The 23,456-nt window shown below is 63.6% G+C and carries 21 protein-coding genes and 3 pseudogenes; 15 read left to right on the plus strand and 9 right to left on the minus strand.

Annotated elements, in window-relative coordinates; translation table 11 throughout:
* The 6 genes from G7077_RS01085 to G7077_RS01110 all read left to right on the plus strand — a co-directional run bounded on the left by G7077_RS01085 (position 1) and on the right by G7077_RS01110 (position 5,808).
* Complete coding sequence (locus G7077_RS01085) at positions 1–1,485, plus strand: type II and III secretion system protein family protein (protein WP_166410112.1); 1,485 nt, start codon at positions 1–3, stop codon at positions 1,483–1,485.
* 29 nt (positions 1,486–1,514) lie between these two features.
* Complete coding sequence (locus tag G7077_RS01090; protein WP_166410113.1) at positions 1,515–2,147, plus strand: CpaD family pilus assembly lipoprotein; 633 nt, start codon at positions 1,515–1,517, stop codon at positions 2,145–2,147.
* 4 nt (positions 2,148–2,151) lie between these two features.
* Positions 2,152–3,414 (plus strand): pilus assembly protein CpaE, encoded by a 1,263-nt coding sequence (locus tag G7077_RS01095; RefSeq protein WP_246167265.1) that lies wholly within the window; start codon positions 2,152–2,154, stop codon positions 3,412–3,414.
* Between the two features lie 59 nt (positions 3,415–3,473).
* Positions 3,474–4,442 carry a type II secretion system F family protein gene (locus G7077_RS01100; protein WP_166412240.1) on the plus strand — a complete coding sequence of 323 codons (969 nt, stop codon included), beginning with the start codon at positions 3,474–3,476 and terminating at the stop codon, positions 4,440–4,442.
* 10 nt (positions 4,443–4,452) lie between these two features.
* Positions 4,453–5,448: a type II secretion system F family protein gene (locus tag G7077_RS01105; protein ID WP_166410114.1), complete on the plus strand. Its 996-nt coding sequence runs from the start codon at positions 4,453–4,455 to the stop codon at positions 5,446–5,448.
* 81 nt (positions 5,449–5,529) lie between these two features.
* The gene (locus tag G7077_RS01110; protein ID WP_166410115.1) at positions 5,530–5,808 is read left to right on the plus strand and encodes a hypothetical protein; all 279 of its coding nucleotides are present in this window, start codon (positions 5,530–5,532) and stop codon (positions 5,806–5,808) included.
* 30 nt (positions 5,809–5,838) lie between these two features.
* Here the strand turns inward: G7077_RS01110 and glyS are convergent, their stop codons facing one another.
* Entirely contained in the window at positions 5,839–8,001 is a 2,163-nt protein-coding gene (gene glyS / locus G7077_RS01115; RefSeq protein WP_166410116.1) for a glycine--tRNA ligase subunit beta, read from the minus strand.
* A complete protein-coding gene (locus G7077_RS01120; protein ID WP_166410117.1) occupies positions 8,001–8,897 on the minus strand; it encodes a glycine--tRNA ligase subunit alpha in 897 nt (298 codons plus the stop codon). The genes glyS and G7077_RS01120 overlap by 1 nt, the downstream gene beginning before the upstream one ends.
* Before the next feature lie 91 nt (positions 8,898–8,988).
* On the opposite strand from G7077_RS01120, the gene G7077_RS01125 reads away from it, so the two are divergent.
* From G7077_RS01125 to pth, 4 genes and pseudogenes are all read left to right on the plus strand, one after another.
* Positions 8,989–9,885, plus strand: a complete 897-nt coding sequence (locus tag G7077_RS01125) for a TraB/GumN family protein (protein ID WP_166410118.1) — start codon at positions 8,989–8,991, stop codon at positions 9,883–9,885.
* 224 nt (positions 9,886–10,109) lie between these two features.
* A pseudogene (locus G7077_RS13980) lies at positions 10,110–10,894 on the plus strand (TraB/GumN family protein).
* Positions 10,895–11,012: 118 nt separating this feature from the next.
* Positions 11,013–11,675 carry a 50S ribosomal protein L25/general stress protein Ctc gene (locus G7077_RS01135; protein WP_166410120.1) on the plus strand — a complete coding sequence of 221 codons (663 nt, stop codon included), beginning with the start codon at positions 11,013–11,015 and terminating at the stop codon, positions 11,673–11,675.
* Positions 11,676–11,757: 82 nt separating this feature from the next.
* A pseudogene (pth, locus tag G7077_RS01140) lies at positions 11,758–12,329 on the plus strand (aminoacyl-tRNA hydrolase).
* Here the strand turns inward: pth and G7077_RS01145 are convergent.
* Positions 12,326–14,254, minus strand: a complete 1,929-nt coding sequence (locus G7077_RS01145) for a TonB-dependent siderophore receptor (protein WP_166410121.1) — start codon at positions 14,252–14,254, stop codon at positions 12,326–12,328. The pseudogene pth and the gene G7077_RS01145 overlap by 4 nt on opposite strands.
* A gap of 168 nt (positions 14,255–14,422) precedes the next feature.
* Here G7077_RS01145 and G7077_RS01150 point away from each other — a divergent pair, with 168 nt between their 5' ends.
* Together G7077_RS01150 and ychF are read left to right on the plus strand one after the other, a co-directional pair.
* Positions 14,423–15,010, plus strand: a complete 588-nt coding sequence (locus tag G7077_RS01150) for a TIGR02466 family protein (protein ID WP_166410122.1) — start codon at positions 14,423–14,425, stop codon at positions 15,008–15,010.
* Positions 15,011–15,053: 43 nt separating this feature from the next.
* Complete coding sequence (gene ychF / locus G7077_RS01155) at positions 15,054–16,154, plus strand: redox-regulated ATPase YchF (protein WP_166410123.1); 1,101 nt, start codon at positions 15,054–15,056, stop codon at positions 16,152–16,154.
* Between the two features lie 37 nt (positions 16,155–16,191).
* On the opposite strand, the gene G7077_RS13855 is transcribed toward ychF, so the two are convergent.
* The 5 genes from G7077_RS13855 to petA all read right to left on the minus strand — a co-directional run bounded on the left by G7077_RS13855 (position 16,192) and on the right by petA (position 20,364).
* Positions 16,192–16,767 carry a hypothetical protein gene (locus G7077_RS13855; RefSeq protein WP_206367659.1) on the minus strand — a complete coding sequence of 192 codons (576 nt, stop codon included), beginning with the start codon at positions 16,765–16,767 and terminating at the stop codon, positions 16,192–16,194.
* Positions 16,768–16,790: 23 nt separating this feature from the next.
* On the minus strand, positions 16,791–17,426 hold the full coding sequence (locus G7077_RS01165; protein ID WP_166410124.1) for a phosphatase PAP2 family protein: 636 nt from the start codon (positions 17,424–17,426) through the stop codon (positions 16,791–16,793).
* Positions 17,427–17,497: 71 nt separating this feature from the next.
* The gene (locus G7077_RS01170; protein ID WP_166410125.1) at positions 17,498–18,445 is read right to left on the minus strand and encodes a cytochrome c1; all 948 of its coding nucleotides are present in this window, start codon (positions 18,443–18,445) and stop codon (positions 17,498–17,500) included.
* Positions 18,446–18,461: 16 nt separating this feature from the next.
* Entirely contained in the window at positions 18,462–19,778 is a 1,317-nt protein-coding gene (locus G7077_RS01175; protein ID WP_166410126.1) for a cytochrome b, read from the minus strand.
* A gap of 10 nt (positions 19,779–19,788) precedes the next feature.
* Positions 19,789–20,364 (minus strand): ubiquinol-cytochrome c reductase iron-sulfur subunit, encoded by a 576-nt coding sequence (petA, locus tag G7077_RS01180; protein WP_166410127.1) that lies wholly within the window; start codon positions 20,362–20,364, stop codon positions 19,789–19,791.
* A 180-nt stretch (positions 20,365–20,544) separates the two neighbouring features.
* Here petA and G7077_RS01185 point away from each other — a divergent pair, with 180 nt between their 5' ends.
* Positions 20,545–20,997, plus strand: coding sequence for a tRNA (cytidine(34)-2'-O)-methyltransferase (locus G7077_RS01185; protein WP_166412241.1), 453 nt, complete (start codon positions 20,545–20,547; stop codon positions 20,995–20,997).
* On the plus strand, positions 20,994–21,857 hold the full coding sequence (gene hemF / locus G7077_RS01190) for an oxygen-dependent coproporphyrinogen oxidase (protein ID WP_166410128.1): 864 nt from the start codon (positions 20,994–20,996) through the stop codon (positions 21,855–21,857). The genes G7077_RS01185 and hemF overlap by 4 nt, the downstream gene beginning before the upstream one ends.
* A gap of 2 nt (positions 21,858–21,859) precedes the next feature.
* Here hemF and G7077_RS01195 read toward each other — a convergent pair whose 3' ends face one another.
* Positions 21,860–22,657, minus strand: a complete 798-nt coding sequence (locus G7077_RS01195) for a glycerophosphoryl diester phosphodiesterase membrane domain-containing protein (protein ID WP_166410129.1) — start codon at positions 22,655–22,657, stop codon at positions 21,860–21,862.
* A gap of 98 nt (positions 22,658–22,755) precedes the next feature.
* On the opposite strand from G7077_RS01195, the pseudogene lipB reads away from it, so the two are divergent.
* A pseudogene (gene lipB / locus G7077_RS01200) lies at positions 22,756–23,417 on the plus strand (lipoyl(octanoyl) transferase LipB).
* The last annotated feature ends 39 nt before the right edge of the window (positions 23,418–23,456 follow it).

The following is a 23,456-nucleotide window of genomic DNA, read 5'->3' on the forward strand; positions in this document are numbered from 1 at the left end:
ATGAAGACCTTGACCATTCTTAACCGGGCACGTCTCGGAACGGCGGCGATCGCCCTGGCCACGGCGCTTGGTGCGGTCGGCCCGGTCGCCCCCGCGACTGCCCAGTCAACCACCGCCAAGCCCGCTGAAACGCTGAACCTCAGCCAGGGAGCGGGCACGCTCGTCCGCCTGTCGGAGCCGATGACCGACGTGTTCGTCGCCAACGACGGCGTTGCCGACGTCCAGGTCAAATCGTCCACCCAGCTCTACGTGTTCGGCAAGGGGCGCGGTGAAACCACCATCTACGCGACCACGAAGTCGGGACGAACCATCTATGCCGCCACCGTGCGGGTCGGAAACAATCTGGGTTCCGTTGACGAGATGCTTCGTCTGGCAATGCCGGAAGCGGACGTCCGCGTGACGCCGATGAACAATTTGCTGCTGCTGACAGGCACGGTCGCCTCTCCCGACGACGTCGCCGAGGCGCAGCGCCTCGTCCAGGCCTACATCGGCGAAGGAACTCAAATCGTCAGCCGGATCAAGTCGGCGACGCCGCTGCAGGTCATGCTGAAGGTCCGCATCGCGGAAGTGAGCCGGTCGGCACTGAAGAATATCGGCGTAAACATACTGAACAGGGACACCGCATCTCAAAATGGTACCCTGATGGGTATTGGCCGCGGGGACCCCGGCACCATCAACGTCGTCAAGGGGCCTGCAGACCCGGTCACCGGCGTACAGCCGGAGACGGTCATCGGAGCAACCTTCAAGAACCTGACAGGTGGCACCACGCTCGGCATTTTCCGCCACATGTTCGGCATGGACATCTTGGGCACTCTGGACCTGCTGCAAACCGATGGTTTCGCAACAACGCTGGCCGAGCCTTCGCTGTCCGCACTTTCCGGAGAAACGGCGAGCTTCCTCGCAGGCGGTGAATTCCCGATTCCTGTGTCGCAGGGAAATGACGCCATCTCGATCGAGTATAAGCAATATGGCGTCGGACTTGCGTTTACGCCCTTCGTACTCGCCGATGGACGCATCTCGATGCGGGTGCGCCCCGAAGTAAGCGAGATCAGCGACGCCAATTCCGTCAGGCTGAACGGCTTCGTCGTTCCCGCCATGACAACGCGGCGTGCCGAGACGACTGTGGAACTTGGATCCGGCCAGTCGTTCATGCTTGCAGGACTGCTCCAAAATCGGAACAGCAACAGCATCGAGCGGGCGCCTTTCCTCGGCGACCTTCCGATCCTCGGCGCCCTGTTTCGCTCATCCGGTTATCGCCGGAGCGAGACGGAACTCGTCATTGTCGTCACGCCATATCTGGTCCGGCCCGTTTCCGGCCAGCTCGCCTTGCCGACCGACGGATACCGGAACCCGACCGACCCCGAACTGATGTTGGAAGGCAAACTCTACCAGGGCAAGAGTGGGGCGGCGTTGCCAGCCAACGCCCCCGCTCCTGGTTTGTCGGGTGCCGCCGCCAGCACTGCCGCGCCCGGGTTCAAGCTGTGACCCGCCGCCCTTCGATCAAGAGGATCGCCATGACTCGCAAGCCCGCCATTCTCATCATGACAGCAGCGCTGGCCGCGTGCGGCCATACAGCACAGGACTTGCCGGACCGCGGCATGGCTGCAGTCAACGTGCCGGTGGTCAGCCGCACCGACTTCACCTTTGATGCGGCGGCGCCGGGCGGATCGCTGCCGCCCAGCGAAGCCGCGCGCCTCGATGGCTGGTTCCAAGGCCTGTCCGTTGGATATGGCGACAACATCTACCTCGATGGCCCTTATGCCGATGCGGCGCGAAATGAAGTGGCCGGCGTTGCTGCCCGCTACGGCCTCTTGGTTGCTCCGGGGGCACCCGTCACCCAGGGCGCGGTGCCAGACGGCGTCGTGCGAGTTGTTGTCACCCGCAGCCGGGCCTTCGTTCCCGATTGCCCGGACTGGAGCCGCGCGCGCGACCTGAACTATAACAATCGTTCGCATCCGAACTACGGCTGCGCGGTGAATTCAAATCTCGCCGCGATGATCGCCAACCCCGACGATCTCGTCCACGGCCGCGCTGGTGAAGTTAACGTCGATCCGAAGCTCGGTACCAAGGCGGTGGATGCCTACCGGAACAAGGTCCTGAGCGGCATCAGCGGGACCGTTCAAGCTACCGGCAGCAAGGGAAACTAAGAGTATGAACGCTCCATTTCAGGCACGCGCCGGCTTGCGTGATCCGTTCAGCGCCTTTGTCTGCGACGACGCGACAGCGGACATGCTGCGTCCGGTGGCGGTCGAGCACGGCTGGTCGCCCGAAAAGGTCAACAAGGGCGGCCTTCGCAATGCCGTTCAGTCCCTGTCCGTGTCCGCCAGTCCGAACATCTTGTTCGTTGATCTGTCGGAATCAGCGGATCCACTGAACGACATCAATGCGCTTGCCGAAGTCTGTGAGCCCGGGACGATCGTGATTGCAGCGGGCCAGGTGAACGACGTCCGCCTGTACCGCGACCTGGTCGCCAGTGGGATCCACGACTATCTACTGAAGCCGTTCACGGTCGATCAGCTGCGCGACACGTTCGCTCACGCCCAAATGGTCCTCTCCGGACCGCGCGGCGAAGCACAGGTCGACCGCCCGCATGTCATGGCAGCGGTGATCGGCGTCCGCGGTGGAGTCGGCGCGTCGACGATTGCGACATCGCTCGCGTGGCTGCTCGGTGAAAAGGCCGGCCGCTCGACGGCGCTGCTCGACCTTGACGTCCATTTCGGCACCGGCGCGTTGGCGCTCGACCTGGAGCCTGGCCGCGGTCTGACCGACGCCATCGAAAATCCGAGCCGCATCGACGGCTTGTTCATCGAACGTGCCATGGTCCGCGCCAACGAGCGGCTGTCCGTCCTCTCGGCGGAAGCGCCAATTCATCAGCCGCTGGTTACGGACGGCACGGCATTTTTTCAGCTGCAGGAAGAAATGCGCAACGCGTTCGAATCCACCGTGCTCGATCTGCCGCGCCACATGCTGATCCAGTATCCGCACATGGTTCACGATGCCCATGTTGCCGTGGTTGTCTCCGAACTGACGCTTGCCGGAACCCGGGACACGATCCGGATTCTCGCTTGGCTGAAGGCAAATGCGCCGCAAACCAAGGTGATCGTCGTTGCTAACGGCGTACCGTCCGGCGGAGCGCTGGAGATCAGCCGCAAGGATTTCGAGCAATCGATCGAGCGGCCCGTGGACGTCATCTTCCCGTTCGACAGCAAGCTTGCAGCGCAAGCCGCAAAGCTTGGCAAGCCGGTCGCCGAAGTCGCCAGCGGCAAGGCGTCAGCGCCTTTCGCCACTCTCTCGTCGATGGTTCTCAGCCATGCGACCGAGGAGAGTGCAACCGACACGGCCAAGGTCGCAAAGAAGGGCGTGGTCGATAGCCTGAAGTCGATGTTGTCGAAGCCCAAGCCCGCTGCTGCGTAGGAGCTTTGAGCGGCGGCAATGCCGCATGGGTGTAGGTAGGAAATGGACGGTCGAGAATGATGCTGCCGATGATCTTTGCATTGCTCGTCATGGGCGTCCTGTTCCTGCTTTATACGGCATTGAGCGGGCCTTCCCCGGCGAAGGCCGTCAAGCGGCGGATGGAGCTGATCCGGGAACGGCATAACGACAGCCCGCTCGCGGCCAATGCGCAGGCGCAAATCCGAAAATTGTTCGCTCAGCGGGCGGGCCGGTTTGAAGGTGTCGCCTCGACCCTGATTCCGCGGCCCGCATTGCTGCGCCGCCGCCTGGAAATGACCGGCAAGGACATCACGCTGAGCAAATACGGGCTGATCACCCTCGTCGCCGTTGCCGTCGTTGCCATTCTCTTGATGTTCAGGGGCGCGCCGTTCTTCCTGGCGCTGTTCGCCGGTCTGTTCATCGGCATCGGCGCGCCGCACATGGCGATCGGCTTCATGATCAAGAAGCGTCTCAACAAATTCAACGTCAATTTCCCTGATGCCATCGAGCTGATGGTGCGCGGCCTCCGCTCGGGTCTTCCGATCACGGAAACCCTGACGATTGTCGCTGGCGAGATCAGCGGCCCGGTCGGTGTCGAGTTCCGCGCCGTTGCCGACAAGATGAAGATCGGCCGGACGATGGAAGCCGCGCTTCAGGAAACCGCCGACCGCCTCGGTACGCCGGAGTTCCAATTCTTCGTCATCACCCTGGCGATCCAGCGCGAGACCGGCGGCAACCTTGCCGAGACCCTCTCTAACCTGGCCGATGTTCTTCGCAAGCGCGCGCAGATGAAGCTGAAAATCCGCGCTATGAGCTCGGAATCGAAGGCTTCCGCCTACATCGTCGGGTCGCTTCCGTTCGTCGTCTTCACCTTGGTCTACCTGGTGAACCCGACCTACATGATGAACTTCTTCGTGGATCAGCGCCTGATCGTGGCCGGCATCGGCGGCCTCATCTGGATGAGCATCGGCGTGTTCATCATGGCCAAGATGGTCAACTTCGAGATTTAGGGGCGGAACCATGAATCCACAGGCATCCGGCCCGACCCTCCTCGGCATCGACGTCATCTGGGTTGCAACCCTGCTGAGCGCGGTTGCTGCCATGGCGGTCATGCTCGCCATCTACGCGGCGACGACTGTCAAGGATCCGATGGCTCGCCGGGTCAAGGCGCTGAACGACCGCCGCGAGCAGCTGAAGGCCGGCATCGTCGCCTCGACGAACAAGCGCAAGAAGCTGACCAACAAGAACCAGGCGGCCGACCGCGTCCGCTCGCTGCTGACCAGCTTCAAGATGGTTCAGGATGACCAGCTGAAAAGGACGCAGCTGCGCCTGATGCAGGCCGGCATCCGCGCCAAGGACCTGGCCTTCTTCATCATCCTTGCGCGGTTCGTCATGCCTGTGGTGATGGGCGTTGTCGGCGTCCTCGTGCTCTACGTCATGGACATGTTCCCGGCCTGGTCGCCCCTCCGCCGCTACATCACGCTCGCCGGTATGCTCGTGTTCGCCTACAAGGCGCCTGACATCTGGCTCACCAACAAGGTCAAGAAGCGCAGCGACGCCGTGCGCAAAGGTCTGCCGGATGCGCTCGACCTGCTCGTCATCTGCGCCGAAGCCGGCCTTACCGTCGACGCCGCTTTCAACCGCGTGTCGAAGGAACTGGGTAAGGCCTATCCGGAACTCGGCGACGAATTCGGATTGACCGCCATCGAGCTCGGCTTCCTTAACGAGCGCCGTCAGGCGTTCGAGAACCTGGCCGACCGCGTCGACCTCGAGGCGGTCCGCGGCGTGGTTACGACCATGATCCAGACGGAGAAATATGGTACGCCGCTGGCCTCTGCCCTTCGCGTTCTCTCCGCCGAGTTCCGCAACGACCGCATGATGCGGGCGGAGGAAAAGGCGGCGCGCTTGCCGGCGATCATGACCGTTCCGCTGATCCTGTTCATCCTGCCGACCCTGTTCGTCGTCATCCTGGGCCCGGCGGCCTGCTCGATCAGCGACAACTTTATCAGCAAGTAGAGCCAGCGGCTGCGATCCTGTGGGGGGAACGCAGCCGCACCTCCAAGCGTATCGCATCCGAACCAATCAAGAGGATGCGCGATGACCACCATCAACTGGACGGACCCGAACGTCCTCATCGTACTCGGCCTGGTCTTCCTCCTCGGCCTGCTGATCGGTGCCTTCATGACCGCCGGCGGGCGCCGCAAATGGAAGGGCCGCTACCGCGAGGAGAGCGTCCGCCGCGAGCAGCTGGAGCGTGAGCACAACCGCCATCAGGAAGAGTGGGCGACCAAGGAGAAGGATTGGCGCGAACGGGACAGCCTGCGCGACGCGGCCATCCGCAGCAACCGCGACCCCGCGACCGACCGGCCACTGTAGAACTCCTTCTCCCGCTAACGGGAGAAGGAACTAACCCTCGATTTTCGAAAAGTCCGCCACCCCATTCACAGCATCGCGGAAGCGCAGCAGCAGGTTGAGCCGTCGCTCGCGCTTGGCAGCGTCAGTATCGTTGACCGTCACTTTGTCGAAGAAGGCATCGATCGGCCCGCGGAGCTTGGCGAGCGCCGTCATCGCGGCGGTAAAATCCTCCCGCTCGACGGCGTCCCTGGCTTCAGGCTCGCTCGCATCCAGCGCGGCGAGCAGCGCCTGCTCCTCCGGCAAGTCGGCACCCGCATGTCCCGAGGCCATCTCTCCGATCGCCTCCGCCATGCCTGGTTCCTCCACCAGCACCAGCGGATCTTCCTCACCGGTCTGAGCAATCCCCTGCTCTTCTCGCGACGACATCACCTGCGGCCCGGTCCAATCCTCCTTCTTGAGGATGTTGGCAGCGCGCTTGTAGGCCGCGTGAAGATCACGACCTTCGGCCGTCTCAACGAACGCCTGCAACGCCTTAACCCGGGCAAGAAGTTCAACCAGATCGTCGTTCGCGTCTACCGTTGCACCGTTGTCTGAGCCCGTCGCAAAAATCGCGTCAATAATGTCATGCCTTACGCCTGCATCTCGCTGTTGAACCTTCAAGCGTTCAGCAATGAACATTCCAAGGTGGCCGCCAGAGAGAACTTCCGACAAATTACTCCCATGCAAATCGCCGTATAATCCCACAGGCTTCAGACGCAGGTTGTTTTCCAGAACAAGCGAGATGGCACCCAGCATTGCGCGTCTGAGGGCGAAAGGATCTTTCGAACCCGTTGGCCTCATGTCGGCCGCAAAGAAATTGAAGACTGTGTCGAGCTTGTCCGCAAGGCTCACCGCCACCGTGACCGGCGCGGTCGGCACCTCATCGCCCTGCCCGACCGGCTTGTAATGATCACGCACGGCATCGGCGACCGCATTCGGCTCGCCCTGGGCGCGCGCCAGGTAGCCGCCGATGATACCCTGCAGCTCCGGGAATTCGCCGACCATTCCGGTGACGAGGTCCGCCTTGGCAAGCCGGGCTGCGCGCTCCGCCTGGTCCGGATCGGCACCTCGCACGACGCCCTGCTCAACCAGCCACCGCGCCAGCTTCGCGACCCGCTCCACCTTGTCCGCGACGGTGCCGAGCTTCTCGTGAAACACGATCTGCGACAGCTTCTTGGCCTGTTCTTCCAGCGGGACCTTGAGGTCCTGCTCCCAGAAGAAGCGTGCATCGCTCAGGCGCGCCGCGAGCACGCGGCGGTTGCCTTCGACGATCCGCTCTCCGCCATCGGTGGCGTCGATGTTGGCGGTGCAGACGAACGCCGGGGCCAAGCCCCCATCCGCGTGGGTACAGGCAAAATACTTCTGGTTGGTGCGCATGGTGAGCACGATCACTTCGCGCGGCACGTCCAGGAACTCCGGATCGAATCTGCCAAGCAGTGGCACGGGCCATTCGGTCAGCCCGGCATTCTCGACTACCAAGCCTTCGTCGTCGAGCAGCCTCAATCCGGCCGCTTCCGCCGCTGCGGCCGCACCTTCGCGAACGATGCGCTCCCGCTCCTCATGATCGACGATCACGTGGCACGCGCGCAGCTTCTCGATGTAATCGGATGCACCGTCGACGGTGATCGGCCCCGGATGGTGGAACCGATGCCCAGTGGTAGTCGCGCTACTCGCAACTCCGGCAAACTCGAGCGGAATGACCTCGTCGCCAAGAATAGCGACGATGCCCTGCAAAGGACGGACCCAGCGCGTCCCGCCGCTGCCCCAGCGCATCGACTTGGGCCACGGGAAATCCGCGAGAACGCGGCCAAGCACGTCCTGAATAACCGCGGAGGCATCCTGCCCCGGCTTGTCGATTACCGCGAACCAGACGCCGCCGCGTTCCTCCAGCTGATCCTGCGACAGCCCTGTCTTGCGCAGAAATCCTTCCAGCGCCTGCGGCGGCGCCGAGGTGCGCGGACCTTTCAGCTCCTCGCGGACAGCCTCCGTATGTTCAGCGATCTCTCGCGCGATCAGCACCAGCCGGCGCGGCGTCGAGAATGCATCGATGGCGCCGTGGTCAAGGCCCGCGGCATCCAGACCTTCGGCGAACATCCGCGAAAGGTCGTTCCGCGCCTTCGCCTGCATCCGCGCAGGAATCTCTTCGGAGAGAAGCTCAAGCAGGAAGTCGGCCATTACGCGGCATACCCCTTGGCTTCGATCCACGCGCCACATGCACCTTTCGCCAGATCGCGCACCCGGCCGATGTAAGCCTGCCGCTCAGCGACGGAGATCACGCCGCGCGCCTGAAGCGTGTTGAACACATGGCTAGCCTTGATCGCCTGCTCATAGGCGGCGATCGGTAGCTTCGCTTCCAGGCTCCGCTCGCACTCGGCGGCCGCCTTGCGAAAAGCGTCGAACAGGCTGTCCGTGTCCGCGACCTCGAAATTCCACTCCGACATCTGCTCTTCATTGTCGAGGAAGACGTCGCCGTAGGTCACGCCCTCATCGTTGAAACGAAGGTCGAAGACGTTGTCGACGCCCTGGATGTACATCGCGAGCCGCTCCAGGCCGTAGGTGAGCTCGCCCGACACCAGCTTGCACTCAAAGCCGCCGACCTGCTGGAAGTAGGTGAATTGCGTTACTTCCATCCCGTCGCACCAAACTTCCCAGCCCAGACCCCACGCCCCCAGCGTCGGGCTTTCCCAGTCGTCCTCGACGAAGCGGATGTCATGCTTCAGCGGGTCGATGCCGATCGCCGACAAGCTGCCGAGATAAAGGTTCTGCAGATTCGGCGGGCTCGGTTTTAAGATCACCTGATACTGGTAGTAGTGCCCCAGCCGGTTCGGGTTCTCGCCATAACGCCCGTCGGTGGGACGGCGGCAGGGTTGCACATAAGCGGCCTTCCACGGATCGGGCCCGAGCGCGCGCAGCACGGTCGCGGGGTGAAACGTCCCTGCGCCCATCTCCATGTCATAGGGTTGAAGCAGCACGCACCCTTGCGCGCTCCAGTAATTGTGCAGGGTCAGGATCAGGTCCTGGAAACTCAAAGACACGCCGGCGGCCCCTTTCGACGCGCGGCTTTGGCGCATGGCGGATGTTGGGGCAAGTGGTGCGCAAGTGGACGTTAAGGGGAAAGCGACTACATCCCTTTGACTGATCGCCGCGGAGTTTTTCCTAAACATGCTGACGTCTCTTCTACGCCGTGGGCTTGGCCTGCTTGGCCTGGCCGCCCTCGCCGGCTCTTCCGCTGCGCCCGCGCGGACCCATCAGGCTCGGCCCGCGCTATGGGAGGTCTCGGACGCGGACACCAAAATCTATCTGTTCGGCACAATCCACCTGCTGCCGTCGGACTACCAGTGGCGGACCCCCGCGCTGAACCGGGCGCTGAACTCCTCGCAGAGCCTCGTGGTCGAGACGATCGTGGACGAGAAGAACCCGCAGCCCTTCCTGCAAGCGATGGCAAGGCTCGGCTTCTCGCCGGGGCAGCCACCGATTGCCGACCGCGTCCCGGCCGCCAAGCGACCGCTCCTCGACGCGGCCATCCGCAAGACCGGTCAGCCGCGCCAGGCCTTTGACGCGATGGAGACCTGGGCCGCGGCTTTCACCCTGCTCAGCGTTCAGTTCAAGGAGCTTGGCGTCAGCGGTGCGGACGGCGTTGAAACGGTGCTGAAGCAAGAATTCAATCGGAATAGCCGCCCGATCGGGCAGCTCGAGGATATCGCGGAGCAGCTCAGTATCTTCGACGGCCTGCCCGAAGCGGACCAGCGCGCCTTCCTGGAGGGCGTGATCGAGGACCCGAAGGAGATGAAGAAGCAGTTCGGCGGCATGCTGAGTTCGTGGGTCCGCGGCGACGTCGAGGGCATTGCCCGCACCTTCAACCAAGACCTCTCCTCGTCTCCAGCGATGATGGATGCATTGATCCGCCGCCGCAACGGCAACTGGGCAAAATGGCTCGAGAACCGCCTGAAGAGCCCCGGGACGGTCACGGTAGCAGTGGGTGCCGGCCATCTCGCCGGCAAGGACAGCGTTATCTCCCTGCTTCAGCGCGAAGGCCTGCAGGTCCGTCGCATCCAGTAGGCTTGTTGCTGTTCTGTAACGAGAAAATTTCACTTACACGGCTTTCCGCTAGACAATCTTTAAGCTCTGTAGGAGCATCCTCCTCAGGTCATCGGGGCGGGGGTCGCGATGCATTCGAGGCACTGACGCGGGCTGTTCCGCGACCGGCGAAGCTTGCCCTGACGGCAACGGCGCCGCGCCGACGATGCTGCACTCCACCTTCTCGATGAGGGTGGGAGACTTGCATGGCGGGTGGGTTCTTCACGGCAATCGCGGCAGCGACCCTGGCGCTTGGGCAGCCGGCGACGACACGCCCGGCGATTGCCCACCCGGCCCTCTGGGCTGTTCAGGATGAAGACACCACCATCTACCTGTTCGGGACCTTTCACGCGCTTGACGAGCGCAGCGACTGGTTCCGCGACGACGTCCGTGCCGCCTTCACGATCTCCGACGAACTCGTGCTCGAAACCATGCTGCCGCGACTGGAGCGTACAGCACCGCTGGCGCCGCGAATCAGCATCGCGCCGAGCGCAAACTTCCTTGGCGCGGCCCGCATGGCGGTTCATGCCGGGCAGGATCGTGGCCTGGACGTGCGCAAGGGTGCCGACATGGTTCTCAGGCGCGCGGCCGATGACGCCGGCAAGCCTGTTCGCGCTCTTGAGACGGTCCAGTTCCAGCTCGGCATGCTCACCCGCATGGCAGGGCCGCGGACTCGGACCGGAGCACCGCTCGTGATGGATGATTTCGTCAGGGCGAAGATGGCGGGCATCATCACCGATATGCAGGGTGCCTGGGAAAGCGGCGACCAGCGCATCTTCACCGCAATGCTGGGCCAGATGCGGCAAACCTCCCCGGCAATTACCGCGCCATGTTTCCGGAGCGGAACGCCCGCTGGGCGGACTGGATCGTCGATCGGATGGCGGCGCCGGGTGTGGTGTTCGTGGCGGTCGGCGCGGCGCATTTTGCCGGCTCCGATAGCGTGCTCGCCAATTTGAAAGCCCAAGGACTGTCGCCAAGGCGCCTCAACTAGGCGCCGCGGCCCGTCCAACCTTGCTTCGTCGGCCCTTTTACCCTAGGGCGCACAGCTTGTCCGGCCATGGTCATCCCTGGAGGCGTGGCGGGCATCAAAAGAACCGGAGTATATACTGATGAGCGAACAGCTGACGCTGCCCGCCGAAGCGCGCGAACGGGCTGGCAAGGGAGCCTCCCGTGCACTGCGCCGCGATGGCCGGGTACCCGCCGTGATCTACGGCGACAAGAAAGACCCAGTTTCCATCCACGTCGAGGAAAAGCTTCTCTCCAAGATGCTTTCCACCGGCCACTTCATGAACTCGGTCGTGATGATCGACGCCGGCGGAGCGACCCATCGCACGCTGCCGAAGGACGTCACCTTCCACCCGGTGACCAGCCGTCCAATCCACGTCGACTTCCTCCGCATTGGCGAGCACAGCAAGGTGCACGTCAACGTGCCCGTGCGCTTCGACAATGAAGAGGCCTCGCCGGGAATCAAGCGCGGCGGCGTCCTCAACATCGTTCGCCACGAGCTGGACTTGGTGTGCGACGCGGCAGAGATCCCGGAAGAGATCCACATCGACCTGACCGGTCTCGAGATCGGCGATTCCATTCACATTTCCGCGATCCAGCTGCCCAAGGGCTCCGAGTCCGGGATCACCGATCGTGATTTCACCATCGCGACGCTGGTTGCTCCGTCGGCCCTCAAGTCCGACGAAGGCGACACCGAGACGCCGGCTGCGGACGCGGTTCCGACCGTTGGCGGCAACCAGGGCGACGAGACTGACGGCGACGCCTAAGTCACTTCGACACGAACAGGAACCGCTCGTTCGAAAGGACGGGCGGTTTCTTTTTGCCCGCCGCTCACGCTAGGAGCCGCACATGCAAATTTGGGTCGGCCTTGGAAATCCCGGCACGCAATATGCGCTGCACCGGCACAATGTCGGCTTCATGGTTGCCGACATCCTCGCTGAGGTTCACGGCTTCTCCCTTGGTCGAAGAAATTTCGAAGCCTCGTCAGCGAAGGCCGGATCGGCCGAGGCAAGGTCCTGCTCATGAAGCCGCAGACCTATATGAACGACAGTGGCGACGCGGTTCGGCAGGCGCTCGCCTTTTACAAGCTCGGCACCGACGCCCTCACCGTCATCCATGATGAGCTCGATCTCGCGCCGATGAAGGTCAAGGTTCGCGTGGGCGGCGGCTTGGCCGGCCACAACGGCCTTCGTTCGATCGACAAGCATTTGGGTCCCGACTTCCGCCGTATGCGGGTCGGCATCGGTCATCCCGGCCACAAGGACCGGGTCACCGGCCATGTGCTGGGCAATTACGCCAAGTCGGAGATGGAGCCCCTGTCCGACCTGCTCGGCGCCATTGCCGCCGAGGCCGACTGGCTCGCCGACGGCGACGACGCGCGCTTCATGAGCGAGGTCGCCCGCCGGCTTCACGACGACTAAAAGTCGACGGTCAGCGCGCCCGTCACCTGCCGGTGGTCCCTGGGCGCGTAGAGCCCCGGCCCTGCCCCCAAGGCATCGTTATTGTCGAACAGGTTGCGGACCTGGACACGGAGGCTCGCGTCCTTACGCGCGAGCTTCAAGCCGTACCGCCCACCTGCGGTCATCGTTGTCCGTGCGGGCAGATAGACGCGATTGCTGACCGTCTGCGGCTGCCTGCCCCGCCTGAATATGCCCGCGTCGAGTTGCAGTCCTTTCAGGAAGGGGACGGCCCAATTCACATTGGCGTTGAGGATATGGGTAGGAAGGCCGAACGGCTTGTCGCCGATCTCGCCGACCGCGTCCGCATTCTTCTCGACCCGCGGTCGAAGAAGCACGCCGCCAAACACTAGATTGACGTTCTTGACGACCGAGCCGGAGATGGAGAACTCGGCCCCGCGGCTGCGGATCGACCCGACCTGGCCGAACAGGTTGGCCTCGTCATAGCCGAAATAGGGGCGGCGGAGGTCGAACACACCGACGACCGCCTTGACCCCTTTCGTCAGCGCGAAGCGGACTCCTGCGTCCTTCTGCTTCGTCAAGATGGTCGGCAGCGGCTCGTTGCGGTTGGCGGCGTTCTGCGGTGCCACCCCGCTCTCCTCCAGCCCCTTGGCAAAGCCCGCATAGACGCTGACGCTCGGCGACAGGATCACGGCCGCGGTGCCGTTGTACAGCCACGGCCGCGACCGCGCGTCGGCGGTTGCTTCGTCAGGTATGCGTGTGACCTTGCGGTATCTGGCCCGCGACAGGCCGAAACTAATTTCGCCGACATCCTTCCACCGCCCGTTGTAGGCTGCGCCGTAGGTCGTCTGCCGGAGCCGCTGACGCGTAAGCTCGCCGAACTCGAAGTCCGGCTTGGGGGCCGTCACTCGCTCACCCAAGGCGCCGAGGCCGTAGCTGACGACGTCAGAGCCGCCGAACTCGCGCCGCGCGTCGCGCTTGCGCAGACTGAGGTTGAACAAGTGAAGGCGTGGCCCGTCCAATATGCTGTGGGTAAGGCGAAGCTCGCCGCTTAGCGACCGGTTGCGGGTTTGCGGGTCTGCGATCAGGATCCGCTCGCCGCTACCGTCCGGCTGCTGATCGACCAGCAGGTGATTGTAGAGGTGCTTGTTGAATACGCTCGACCGGAAAACGCCGAGGCGAAGCACGGTGTCTTTCGCCAGTGAGAGGTTACCGAGCAGGCCCATGTTCGTCGTCCGGAAGCGGATGTCGGCCCACTTCGGGCTTTCGTCATGTCCCGCCCGATCGGGAATGCCGAGGTAGTCGCCAGCCGGCACGTAGAAGGTGCCCGCCTCGTCGTCATAATCGTTGAACATTGCCCAGAACGGCATAACCTCCAGCTTGTCGGAAGGCTTCCAGCGCAGCAGCAGGCTTTCCGAATGGGAAAAGCCATCAGTGCCGTTCGGATAGACAGTGCGGCCCGCATTGGCCCCTGCCCTCAGCCCCAGAGTTCCCGTGATCGGGATCGATCCGTCCACCTCGACGCCCTTGCCGCCCCAACCGTCGCCGTTGATCAGCAGGGATGCGCCGGGCGTGCTGTCCGGCCGGCGGAGGCGCTGGTCTACAATGCCGCTGGGGGCGACGAATGGATATCCCTGTGCGGAAAGGCCAACCTTGATGCTTACCGAATCCACCAGCAGGTTCTGAAGGTTGAACGCCGGGTCGAAATAGAGCCCCTCGATCCGGACGTTACCCGCGGCGGTGGGCGAAAATCCTCGCGCCTGCCCCGGCCCGTAAATGCCGATGGCTTCGCGCCCGACGCTGAACCCGAACGCATCCTCGGCCTGGGTAATGGCATTATCGTCGGTGCGATCCTGCGCAGACGCGGACGAGACCGGGACTGCGGTGATGAGGAGACACGCGCCACCCGCGCGCAAGATCGGCTTCATTGGCTTGCCCCTGTTTGCAGCGGCAGCAGGGCCCCTCAACCCATCCACCGGTGATGAGATAATTGTCCCGGGCCAGCCGCCACGTCGCTTCACCTTCTGCGAACGCGCCTGTTTGCTCGACGGCGTGAGGGCATTGGAGTTGCCCCGTTGCAGCCCTAAAGCGGCATCATGCCGACACGGGCCCTCTTCGTCACCCGCCTCTACGAGGCCGATCTGGATGCCGATGTGGGTGAGCTCGCCGCGTCGATAAGGGCGTTGGCGGCGGACGACGCAGCGGGCCGGCAGTGGAGCCGGGAGCATCGCTATCCCGGCTACACCAGCTACGCCTCGCTCAACGATTTACCCCGCCGCGACCCGGTGATCGCGGACGTTGGCCGAGCCCTTAACCGGCACGCAGCTCTATTCGCCCGGGATCTTGCCTGGACGACCAAGCCGAAGATGGACAGCCTGTGGGTCAACCTGCTGCGCGGCGCCGGACACCATAGTGCGCACATTCATCCGCACAGCAGCCTTTCCGGAACCTTTTACGTCGAGGTTCCGGAAGGGTCGGGCGCCATCCGCTTCGAAGATCCCCGCCTGCCGATGATGATGGCCGCGCCGACCAGAGCGGCGGACGCACCGGAGGAACAGCGGCCGTTCGTCACCGTGGAGCCCCGCCCCGGCCTCCTGCTCCTATGGGAAAGCTGGCTACGGCACGAGGTGCTGCCCGGCAAAGGCAAGGGTGAGAGGCTCAGCATCAGCTTCAATTTCGCGTGACGCGCCGCTAAGCGGCTCACGAACATCTTTCCAAGGACATCTTATGGGCTTCCGCTGCGGCATTGTCGGCCTGCCGAACGTCGGCAAATCCACCCTTTTTAACGCGCTAACCGAAACGGCTGCCGCGCAAGCCGCCAACTATCCCTTCTGCACGATCGAACCGAACGTCGGCCGCGTTGCCGTTCCCGACGAGCGCCTTCGCGCAATCGCCGAGATTGCGAAGTCGGCCAACGTCATTGAAACGCAGATCGAGTTCGTCGACATCGCCGGCCTCGTCCGTGGTGCCGCCCAGGGAGAGGGCCTCGGCAACCAGTTTCTCGCCAACATTCGTGAGGTGGACGCCATCGTTCACGTGCTGCGCTGTTTCGAGGGCGGGGACGTCACCCACGTCGAAGGCCGCGTCGACCCGATCGCGGACGCCGAGACGGTCGAGACCGAACTGATGCTTGCCGACCTCGACAGCCTGGAGCGCCGCGTCCCCAACCTCGCCAAGAAAGCTCAGCAGGGCGACAAGGAGGCGAAGGTCGAAGCTTCCGTGCTCGGGCAAGCGCTGGAGCTTCTGCGTCAGTCGAGGCCGGCACGCCTGACCCAGCCAAAGGATGCGGAAGAGGAGAAGGCCCTCAGCCGTGCGCAGCTACTAACCGCCAAGCCGGTCCTCTACGTCTGCAACGTCGACGAAAGCGATGCGGCAAACGGCAACGACCTCTCCGCCCGTGTTTTTGAAAAGGTAGCCGCCGAGGGTGCGAAGGCGGTCGTCGTCTCTGCGGCGATCGAAGCGGAGATCGTCACTCTCGACCCCGAAGACCGCGCAGCCTTCCTCAGCGACCTTGGATTGGAGGAGACCGGACTCGCCCGCGTCATTCGCGCCGGTTACGAACTGCTCGGTCTCATCACCTTCTTCACCGCGGGACCTAAGGAGTCGCGTGCCTGGACGGTCGAGCGCGGCTCAAAGGCGCCGCAGGCCGCCGGCGCCATTCACTCCGACTTCGAGCGCGGGTTCATCCGCGCCGAGACGATCGCCTATGACGACTTCGTGAAATTTGGCGGAGAGGCCGGCGCTCGTGACGCCGGAAAGCTGCGCGCCGAGGGCAAGGAATACGTCACCCAGGACGGGGACGTGATGCTGTTCCGCTTCAACGTTTAAAGAGAGGCGCCGCTTCGAGCGACGCCTCTCCTAAAGATCAGTCGTTGCGGTCGCGACGGTTTTCGCGGCGCAGCTGCCGACGCTCGGTCCGCGCGGTGCCGCGATACTCACGGCGCTCGGTCCGGACCCGCTCACGCGCGGTGTCCCGCGTGATCTCACCGGACCGATAGGCACGGCGGACCTCGCTTACGTCGCGTCGGCGCTCATCCCGCGCACGGCCGATGTCCCCGCGATATTCACGGCGGTTGTCGCGAACTTCACGCCGGTCCTCGCGCCGGTCCGAGCGGGACTCGGCCATTCGCCGCTCCCAATAGCGGCGCTGCTGTTCGTTCCACTGCTGACGGCGACCGTCGCGTGAGTAAACGTAATAGCCGGTGCCCGGGTAGTAATAGTCGTTGTACCAGCCGGAATATTGCGAGCCATAGCCGTAAGACGGATAGCCGTAGCCTGCGTAGCTGCCGTAATTGCCATAGCCACCGTAGCTGCCGTAGCCGCCATAATACGGATCGCCGTAACCGACGCCGAGGCCGCCGTAGGGATATCCGGCACATGCAGAAAGACCGAGCGAGGCGGCAATCACCAGGCCGGCTGAGCGAAGACGGGACGCAAACATACAGAGCTCTCCAAGCTGAAATCTCAAGGAAGATCAGCTTCTTGTCTTGAACGCCGAGTGAATGGCCATTTCTGGAGCTGAAGCGCCCGGACGAAGAGCAGGACCCACAAGGCTCCAAATGACCAGCCGCCGACCACGTCGCTCGGCCAATGCACGCCGAGCATCGGCCGGCTCATGCCCACCAGCAAGGATCCAACCAATGCGAATGCCACCGCCGTCCGACGATGCTCCCGGGGCGCCACGAACAGGGCGAGCGCAAGGAACACGATCATGGAATTGGCGGTGTGCGCGCTCGGAAAGGACAGGCTTCGAACGGTTACCAGATGCTCCTCGCCGTCCGGCCGCATCCGGCCGACGGCCTGCTTCTGGATCAGGATGAGAAGACGGCCGGACAGGGTCACCGCTGCAAACAGCAGGGCATCGCGGTGCCGCCCGCGAAGCAACAGCCAGGCGGTAACCGCCGCCACCGCAACAACCATCGTCTGCCACTCCCCCACCAGAGTCAGCAGGTGGGCCGCCCCTGACAGCAGCGGGGAAGGGCCGACGTAGACGGCCGAAAGCAATTGCCGGTCCAGGGTGCCGGTCCCGAACGCCATCATGGCGATCCAGGTGAAGAGCAGTACCAGCAGTAAGAGAGTGGGTAGTAGCTTGCGGATCACTGCCCGTCGACGAACGAGCGGGTGATTTGCTCCGGCAAAGACAAGGTCGGGAGCCGAAGCTCCCGATCCTCTTAGCCGGCGATGCCGGACTCGTCCTTCGCGGCGCGGCTCTTCGCCTGGTTCTCCGCCTCGAGCGGCCCGGTCACGCGAACCTTCCGCTTCGCCTCTGCCCAGATCTCACGATAGGCGAGATAGCCCAGGAAGCTGCCAACCAGCAGGAACAGCACGGTGACGATACCGATCCGGTGGCGATTCTCCAGCTTCGGCTCCGCAGTCCATACCAGGAAGGCAGAGACGTCCTTTGCCATCTGGTCGACCGTCGGCGCAGGGTTGCCCTCAGCATAGGTGACCTGACCGTCGCTGACGATCGGCTGCGGCATCGCGATGTTTAGGTTCGGGAAGTAAGGGTTGAAGTGCAGGCCCTCCGGCGTCTTCGCCGACGGGAACTCCTTCAACAGTTCCTGACCCTTCTCGTTCTTGTAGCCCTGCTGGTTGGTGTAGCCGGTCAGCAGCGAATAGACGTAGGCGGCACCGCCCTCGCGCGCTTTGGTCATCAGCGACAGGTCGGGCGGATAAGCGTTATTGTTCGCAGCCCTGCCCGCGGTCTCGTTGGCATAAGGGCTCGGGAAACGGTCCGATGGAATCGCCTTGCGCGTCGCAGCCTCACCCGTTTCCGGGTTCACCGACGGCACTTCGATCGCCCAGTCGGATGCGATCTTCTTGATCGCATTCTCGCTGTAGCCGAGCGCCGCAAGGTCGCGGAAAGCGACCTGGTGCAGTCCGTGACAGGCCGCGCAGACTTCCTTGTACACCTGGAAGCCGCGCTGCAGCTGCGCCTTGTCATACTTGCCGAACGGCCCGTTGCTGGCGAGCGCCAGATGCTTGGGATGCTTGTGGAACTCGTGCTCGGCGGACCTTTCCGGCTCCGAGCTCAGAAAGGTGCTGACCGTGTTGAACCCGGAGATGAGCAGCACGCCTGCGAAGGCGGCGCCGATGAGCCCGAGGATGAAGCGAAGCATGTTTCTCAAAACCCTCTTAGTGCGCGGCGGCCGCAGCGGTGGAACCCGGACCGGCCGGGGCGCCCGCAGGAGCGCTTTCAGCCTTTTCGCCGTGAAGCACGGACTCGCTGATCGACGTCGGCAGCGGCAGCGGCGTCTCGATCCTCGAGATGATCGGCAGAATGATCAGGAAGTGCGCGAAGTAGTAGGCTGACGCGATCTGCGAGAGGCCCACATAGAACGGAGTCGCCTCCGCACCGCCGCACCAGCCGAGGATCAGCACGTCGGCGACGAGGATCCAGAAGAAGCGCTTGAACAGCGGGCGGTAATGGCCCGAGCGCACCGGCGACTTGTCGATCCAGGTGAGGAAGAAGAGCAGGACGATGGAGAAGAACATCGCCAGCACGCCCCACAGTTTCGCGGGCAGGATGAAGTCCACCGTGAAGGCGCGAAGGATCGCGTAGAAGGGCCAGAAATACCATTCCGGAACGATGTGCGCCGGGGTCGCCAGCGGGTTCGCCGGGATGTAATTGTCGGCATGACCCAGATAGTTGGGCGCAAAGAAGGTGACGATCACGTAGACGGTCAGGAACGCACCGGCGAACCAGCCATCCTTGGCCGTGTAGAACGGATGGAACGGCAGCGTGTCCTTTTCCGTCTTCACGTCGACGCCGGTCGGGTTGCTCGACCCTGGAATGTGCAGCGCCCAGATGTGCAGGATAGTGACGCCCGCGATCACGAACGGCAGAAGATAATGAAGCGAGAAGAAGCGGGTCAGCGCCGCCTGGTCCGGCGCATAGCCGCCAAGCAGGAAGACGCGCAGCGGCTCACCGACGATCGGGAAAGCCGAGAAGAAGCCGGTGATGACCTGCGCGCCCCAGTAGCTCATCTGCCCCCAGGGAAGCACATAGCCCATGAACGCGGTCGCCATCATCAGCAGATAGATGACGAGGCCAAGCATCCAGACCAGCTCGCGCGGCGCCTTGTAGCTTCCGTAGAACAGGCCGCGGAAGATGTGGATGTAGACCGCGATGAAGAAGAAGCTTGCGCCGTTGGCGTGAGCGTAGCGAAGCAGCCAGCCGCCGTTGACGTCGCGCATGATGTGCTCGACCGAGTTGAAGGCCTGGTCGGCGCTTGCGAAATACCACATCGCAAGCACGATGCCGGTGGCGATCTGGATGGTCAGGAAGATGCCGGCGAGGACGCCGAAATTCCAGAAATAGTTGAGGTTCCGCGGCACCGGATAGCCGCCGCCGATCGCGCCATAGACCAGCCGCGGAAGCGGCAGGCGCTCGTCGAACCAGCGGGCCAGCGGATGCTTGGGTTCGTAGGGTTTCGCCCAGGAAAAGCTCATTCGATTGTCCTCAACCGATCGTCACGACTGTCGGCGACGTGAATTCATATTCCGGAACCACCAGGTTCAGCGGCGCGGGCCCCTGCCGGATACGGCCGGCTGTGTCGTAGTGGGATCCGTGGCACGGGCAGAAATAGCCGCCGAACGCGCCACGATTCTCGCCCTCGCCCGTTCCCAGCGGAACGCAGCCCAGGTGGGTGCAAACGCCCAGCGTGATCAGCCAGTTCTGCTTGCCGGGCTTGGTCCGCTCGGCAAGCGACTGCGGATCGCGAAGGCTGGAGGTCGGCGTCGCGTTGGCGGCCTGGATTTCCTGCGGGGTCAGGTTCCGAACGAATACCGGCTGCTTGCGCCAAATTGTCTTGATCGCCTGGCCCGGCTGGATCTTGGAAATGTCCACCTCGGTCGACGCCAGCGCCAACACGTCCGCCGGCGGGCCGAACTGGGTCACCAGCGGCGCAATGGCGGCGACCGCGCCAACGCCCGCAAAGCTGACCGCGGCAACGTTCAGGAAGTCGCGGCGGCGAACGCCGCCTTCCCCCTGATGCGCGGTGTCCGGACCCTCTGTGGATTGTTCCAACGTGGCCATGCTCACCCTTATGATCTTCTGACTTTAGCCCCGCGCCGAAAGGCACGAACGAGAGGACGCCGTGGTCACCCACGAGCGCTTGGCGCGCCTGATAGCGAGGGCGTGAGGGGCTGCCAAGGGGTTGTGCGGCTTGGATCAAGGTTCTTGCCTGCCGCTCTCGCTGGCATCATGAGCGCCGCCATGCGGATCGCGCTGTTCGAACCTGAAATCGCCGGCAACGTTGGCGCCGTGCTCCGGCTCGGCGCTTGCTTCGGCGTGCCCGTCGACCTGATCGAGCCGCTCGGCTTTGAATGGGACGACCGGCGCGTTCGTCGCACCGCCATGGACTATATCGACCATGTCAGCGTAACTCGCCACGCCTCGTTCGACGCGTTCCGTTCGACGGTCGGCGGGGCACGTCTGATCCTCTTCACCACGAAGGGCAGCGGCTCGGCCTACCAGTTCGCCTACCATTCGGACGACGTGTTGCTCTTCGGCAAGGAGAGCGGCGGCGTACCGCCTCAGGTCGCCGAGGCATGCGATGCCCGCGTCCGGATCCCCATTCGGCCGGAAGTCCGCTCGTTCAACCTTGCCATGTCCGTGGGCCTCGCCATTGGCGAAGCCCTGCGCCAGACTGGAGACTTGCCCGAATGAAGCCGCTCGACGATCAGCAACAGGCTGCCCGGACCTGGTTTGAAACCCTGCGCAACCGCATCTGCGCCGAGTTCGAGGCGATCGAGCGGGAGGCCGGCAGCGACGCGGCGTTTGCCTACATTCCTTGGGACCGCGAGGATCCCAGCGGCGGGCCCGGGGGCGGCGGCGTTCGCGGCCAGATGAACGGCAAGGTATTCGAGAAGGTCGGCGTCAATGTCTCTACGGTCGGCGGCACCTTTTCGCCCGAGTTTGCTAAGTCGATCCCGGGTGCCGACGAAGATCCTAGCTTCTTCGCCACCGGCATCAGTCTGGTGGCGCACATGGCCAACCCGCATGTTCCAGCGGTCCACATGAACACCCGTTTCCTGTGCACGACCAGGCGCTGGTTCGGCGGCGGAGCGGACCTCAATCCCGCGCTCCCCAATGACGAGGATACCGACGCTTTCCACGCCCGCCTTCGGGCGGCCTGCGCCGCCTACGATCCAACCTTCTACCCGCGCTTTGCGAAGTGGGCGGAGGAATATTTCTGGATTCCTCACCGCAATCGCGCCCGCGGCGTCGGCGGCATCTTCTATGACCATCTCTACTGTGAGGAGCCCGGCGCAGGCGCGACCTTTGACGAGAATTTTGCCTTCACCCGCGATGTGGGTCAGGCCCTTCTCGACATCTTCCCACAAATCGTCCGCAAGCGGATGAACGAACCATATTCCGACGCCGACCTTCAGGCCTTGCTGGAGTTTCGCGGCCGCTACGTCGAGTTCAACCTGCTCTATGACCGCGGCACGCTGTTCGGTCTCAAGACCGGCGGCAACATCGACGCGATCCTGATGAGCCTGCCGCCGTTGGCCCGCTGGTCCTGACTTCAGCGGGTGTGCGGGACGCTGACCTCGCCTCCGGCCTCACCCGACAGCTGCGCATAGAGCCGCGCGAGCATGACGACGAAGATGAGGGTGACGGCGGCGCTTGCCGATTGACTAAGCGTCGAGACCAGCAACACGCCAACGCTGAAGCCTTTGACGCCGCCAAGTGCCAGTTGCGCGATCACCGATGAAACGGCGGTCGCCGCGGCAACCACCACAAGCAGCGACAAACCGTATAGAAGTGCAAAGGCGAACAGGCGGAACCAATTGCCGCGGGTCATGCTCCAACTGCGCTTGACCAAGTGAATGGGCCCGCCGCCTTCACCGGCCGCCGCCGGCTGCACCATAGCCATCCGCACGCCAAGGAAGATGAACAGCGGAAAGGCAATCAGCGACAGCAGGGCAACGGTCGGCGGGATTTTCGTGGGATCGTTTCCTGCACGAAGCAGGAAGGAGCCGATCAGCAGAAATGGCCAGGCCCAGAGCAGCCAGGCGGCAAGAAGGCTGGGCAGCCGCCGAAATCCGAGGCCAATTGCCGAGCCGACGCTGCTGCCCCGATGCAGAACCAAGGACATAAGGGCCAGTTGGCCCGCCACCGTCAGCAACAGGGCCACCAGGACCACGATCGCTGCGCCCGAGGATTGCGGTGCCATCTGACCGCCGGTCGCGGCGCGGACCAGGTCGGAAACTATTCCTGGCAGTACCAGCAGCGCCAGAGCGACGCTGACCAGCAGCCGGCTGTCGCGCGAAAGGGTTGCGCGCGTATCGTCCCAGGCTTTCGAAAGTGAAGCGCGAACCATTTTTGCTCCTCAAGGCAAATCCGCCCGCCTTATGCGGTTGCTGGCTCGCCTTCGCAATTGTCTTGCCGTCATCCATCGCCGACGCCATCTCGCCTCCGATGGAGACGATTGACGGCATCGAATGGAAACTCGGGCCCGGGCTTACGCCCTATCCGGATGCTTTGTCCTTCATGGAGCAGCGCGCGGCCGCGATCCGCGATGGGACGGAGTCCGAGTGCGTCTGGCTTGTCGAGCATCCGCCTTTATTTACCGCCGGCACCAGCGCCGCTCCGGCCGAACTGTTCAACCCGCTCGGCTTTCCCGTCTTTGAGGCCGGGCGCGGCGGCCGCTACACCTATCATGGCCCGGCCAGCGCGTCGGCTATCTGATGCTTGACCTCGACAAGCGGCGCAAGGACATCCGCCGCTTCGTTCATGCGCTCGAAGGCTGGATGATCGGCGCTCTTGCCAACCTCGGCGTCGACGCCCATCGTGCACCCGGCCGCATCGGCATTTGGACTGGCGATGGTCCGGCGGAGGCAAAGATCGCCGCGCTCGGCATCAGGGTAAAGCGATGGGTCACGCTTCACGGCTTCTCGATCAACGTCTCGCCCGACCTAGCGCATTTCGGCGGCATCGTCCCGTGCGGGATATCCGAATTCGGCGTAACCTCACTTCGAAAGCTTGGCCGGGACGTGTCGATGTCAAGGGTCGATGCTGCCCTGAAGGTAAGGTTTTCGTCGTTTCTCAATGACTTGTGCTCAGGAGACAAAGTGTCTTGATGCTCCGTAACGCATCAGACATAAGTGTGCGCGATTTGC

Origin of the sequence: Sphingomonas piscis, assembly GCF_011300455.1 — a bacterium.
In the GTDB taxonomy this organism is placed as follows: domain Bacteria; phylum Pseudomonadota; class Alphaproteobacteria; order Sphingomonadales; family Sphingomonadaceae; genus Sphingomicrobium; species Sphingomicrobium piscis.

What these genes read in the sequence shown, in the direction of transcription:
- G7077_RS01135 (WP_166410120.1), top strand. Translation starts at nt 11,013, where the DNA reads ATGAGCGAACAGCTGACGCTGCCCGCCGAAGCGCGCGAACGGGCTGGC.
- petA (WP_166410127.1), bottom strand. Translation starts at nt 20,364, where the DNA reads ATGGCCACGTTGGAACAATCCACAGAGGGTCCGGACACCGCGCATCAG.
- G7077_RS13855 (WP_206367659.1), bottom strand. Translation starts at nt 16,767, where the DNA reads ATGTTTGCGTCCCGTCTTCGCTCAGCCGGCCTGGTGATTGCCGCCTCG.
- ychF (WP_166410123.1), top strand. Translation starts at nt 15,054, where the DNA reads ATGGGCTTCCGCTGCGGCATTGTCGGCCTGCCGAACGTCGGCAAATCC.
- G7077_RS01175 (WP_166410126.1), bottom strand. Translation starts at nt 19,778, where the DNA reads ATGAGCTTTTCCTGGGCGAAACCCTACGAACCCAAGCATCCGCTGGCC.
- G7077_RS01100 (WP_166412240.1), top strand. Translation starts at nt 3,474, where the DNA reads ATGCTGCCGATGATCTTTGCATTGCTCGTCATGGGCGTCCTGTTCCTG.
- G7077_RS01195 (WP_166410129.1), bottom strand. Translation starts at nt 22,657, where the DNA reads ATGGTTCGCGCTTCACTTTCGAAAGCCTGGGACGATACGCGCGCAACC.
- G7077_RS01110 (WP_166410115.1), top strand. Translation starts at nt 5,530, where the DNA reads ATGACCACCATCAACTGGACGGACCCGAACGTCCTCATCGTACTCGGC.
- G7077_RS01145 (WP_166410121.1), bottom strand. Translation starts at nt 14,254, where the DNA reads ATGAAGCCGATCTTGCGCGCGGGTGGCGCGTGTCTCCTCATCACCGCA.
- G7077_RS01120 (WP_166410117.1), bottom strand. Translation starts at nt 8,897, where the DNA reads ATGCGCCAAAGCCGCGCGTCGAAAGGGGCCGCCGGCGTGTCTTTGAGT.
- G7077_RS01170 (WP_166410125.1), bottom strand. Translation starts at nt 18,445, where the DNA reads ATGCTTCGCTTCATCCTCGGGCTCATCGGCGCCGCCTTCGCAGGCGTG.
- G7077_RS01105 (WP_166410114.1), top strand. Translation starts at nt 4,453, where the DNA reads ATGAATCCACAGGCATCCGGCCCGACCCTCCTCGGCATCGACGTCATC.
- G7077_RS01090 (WP_166410113.1), top strand. Translation starts at nt 1,515, where the DNA reads ATGACTCGCAAGCCCGCCATTCTCATCATGACAGCAGCGCTGGCCGCG.
- G7077_RS01185 (WP_166412241.1), top strand. Translation starts at nt 20,545, where the DNA reads ATGCGGATCGCGCTGTTCGAACCTGAAATCGCCGGCAACGTTGGCGCC.
- G7077_RS01095 (WP_246167265.1), top strand. Translation starts at nt 2,152, where the DNA reads ATGAACGCTCCATTTCAGGCACGCGCCGGCTTGCGTGATCCGTTCAGC.
- hemF (WP_166410128.1), top strand. Translation starts at nt 20,994, where the DNA reads ATGAAGCCGCTCGACGATCAGCAACAGGCTGCCCGGACCTGGTTTGAA.
- glyS (WP_166410116.1), bottom strand. Translation starts at nt 8,001, where the DNA reads ATGGCCGACTTCCTGCTTGAGCTTCTCTCCGAAGAGATTCCTGCGCGG.
- G7077_RS01125 (WP_166410118.1), top strand. Translation starts at nt 8,989, where the DNA reads ATGCTGACGTCTCTTCTACGCCGTGGGCTTGGCCTGCTTGGCCTGGCC.
- G7077_RS01085 (WP_166410112.1), top strand. Translation starts at nt 1, where the DNA reads ATGAAGACCTTGACCATTCTTAACCGGGCACGTCTCGGAACGGCGGCG.
- G7077_RS01150 (WP_166410122.1), top strand. Translation starts at nt 14,423, where the DNA reads ATGCCGACACGGGCCCTCTTCGTCACCCGCCTCTACGAGGCCGATCTG.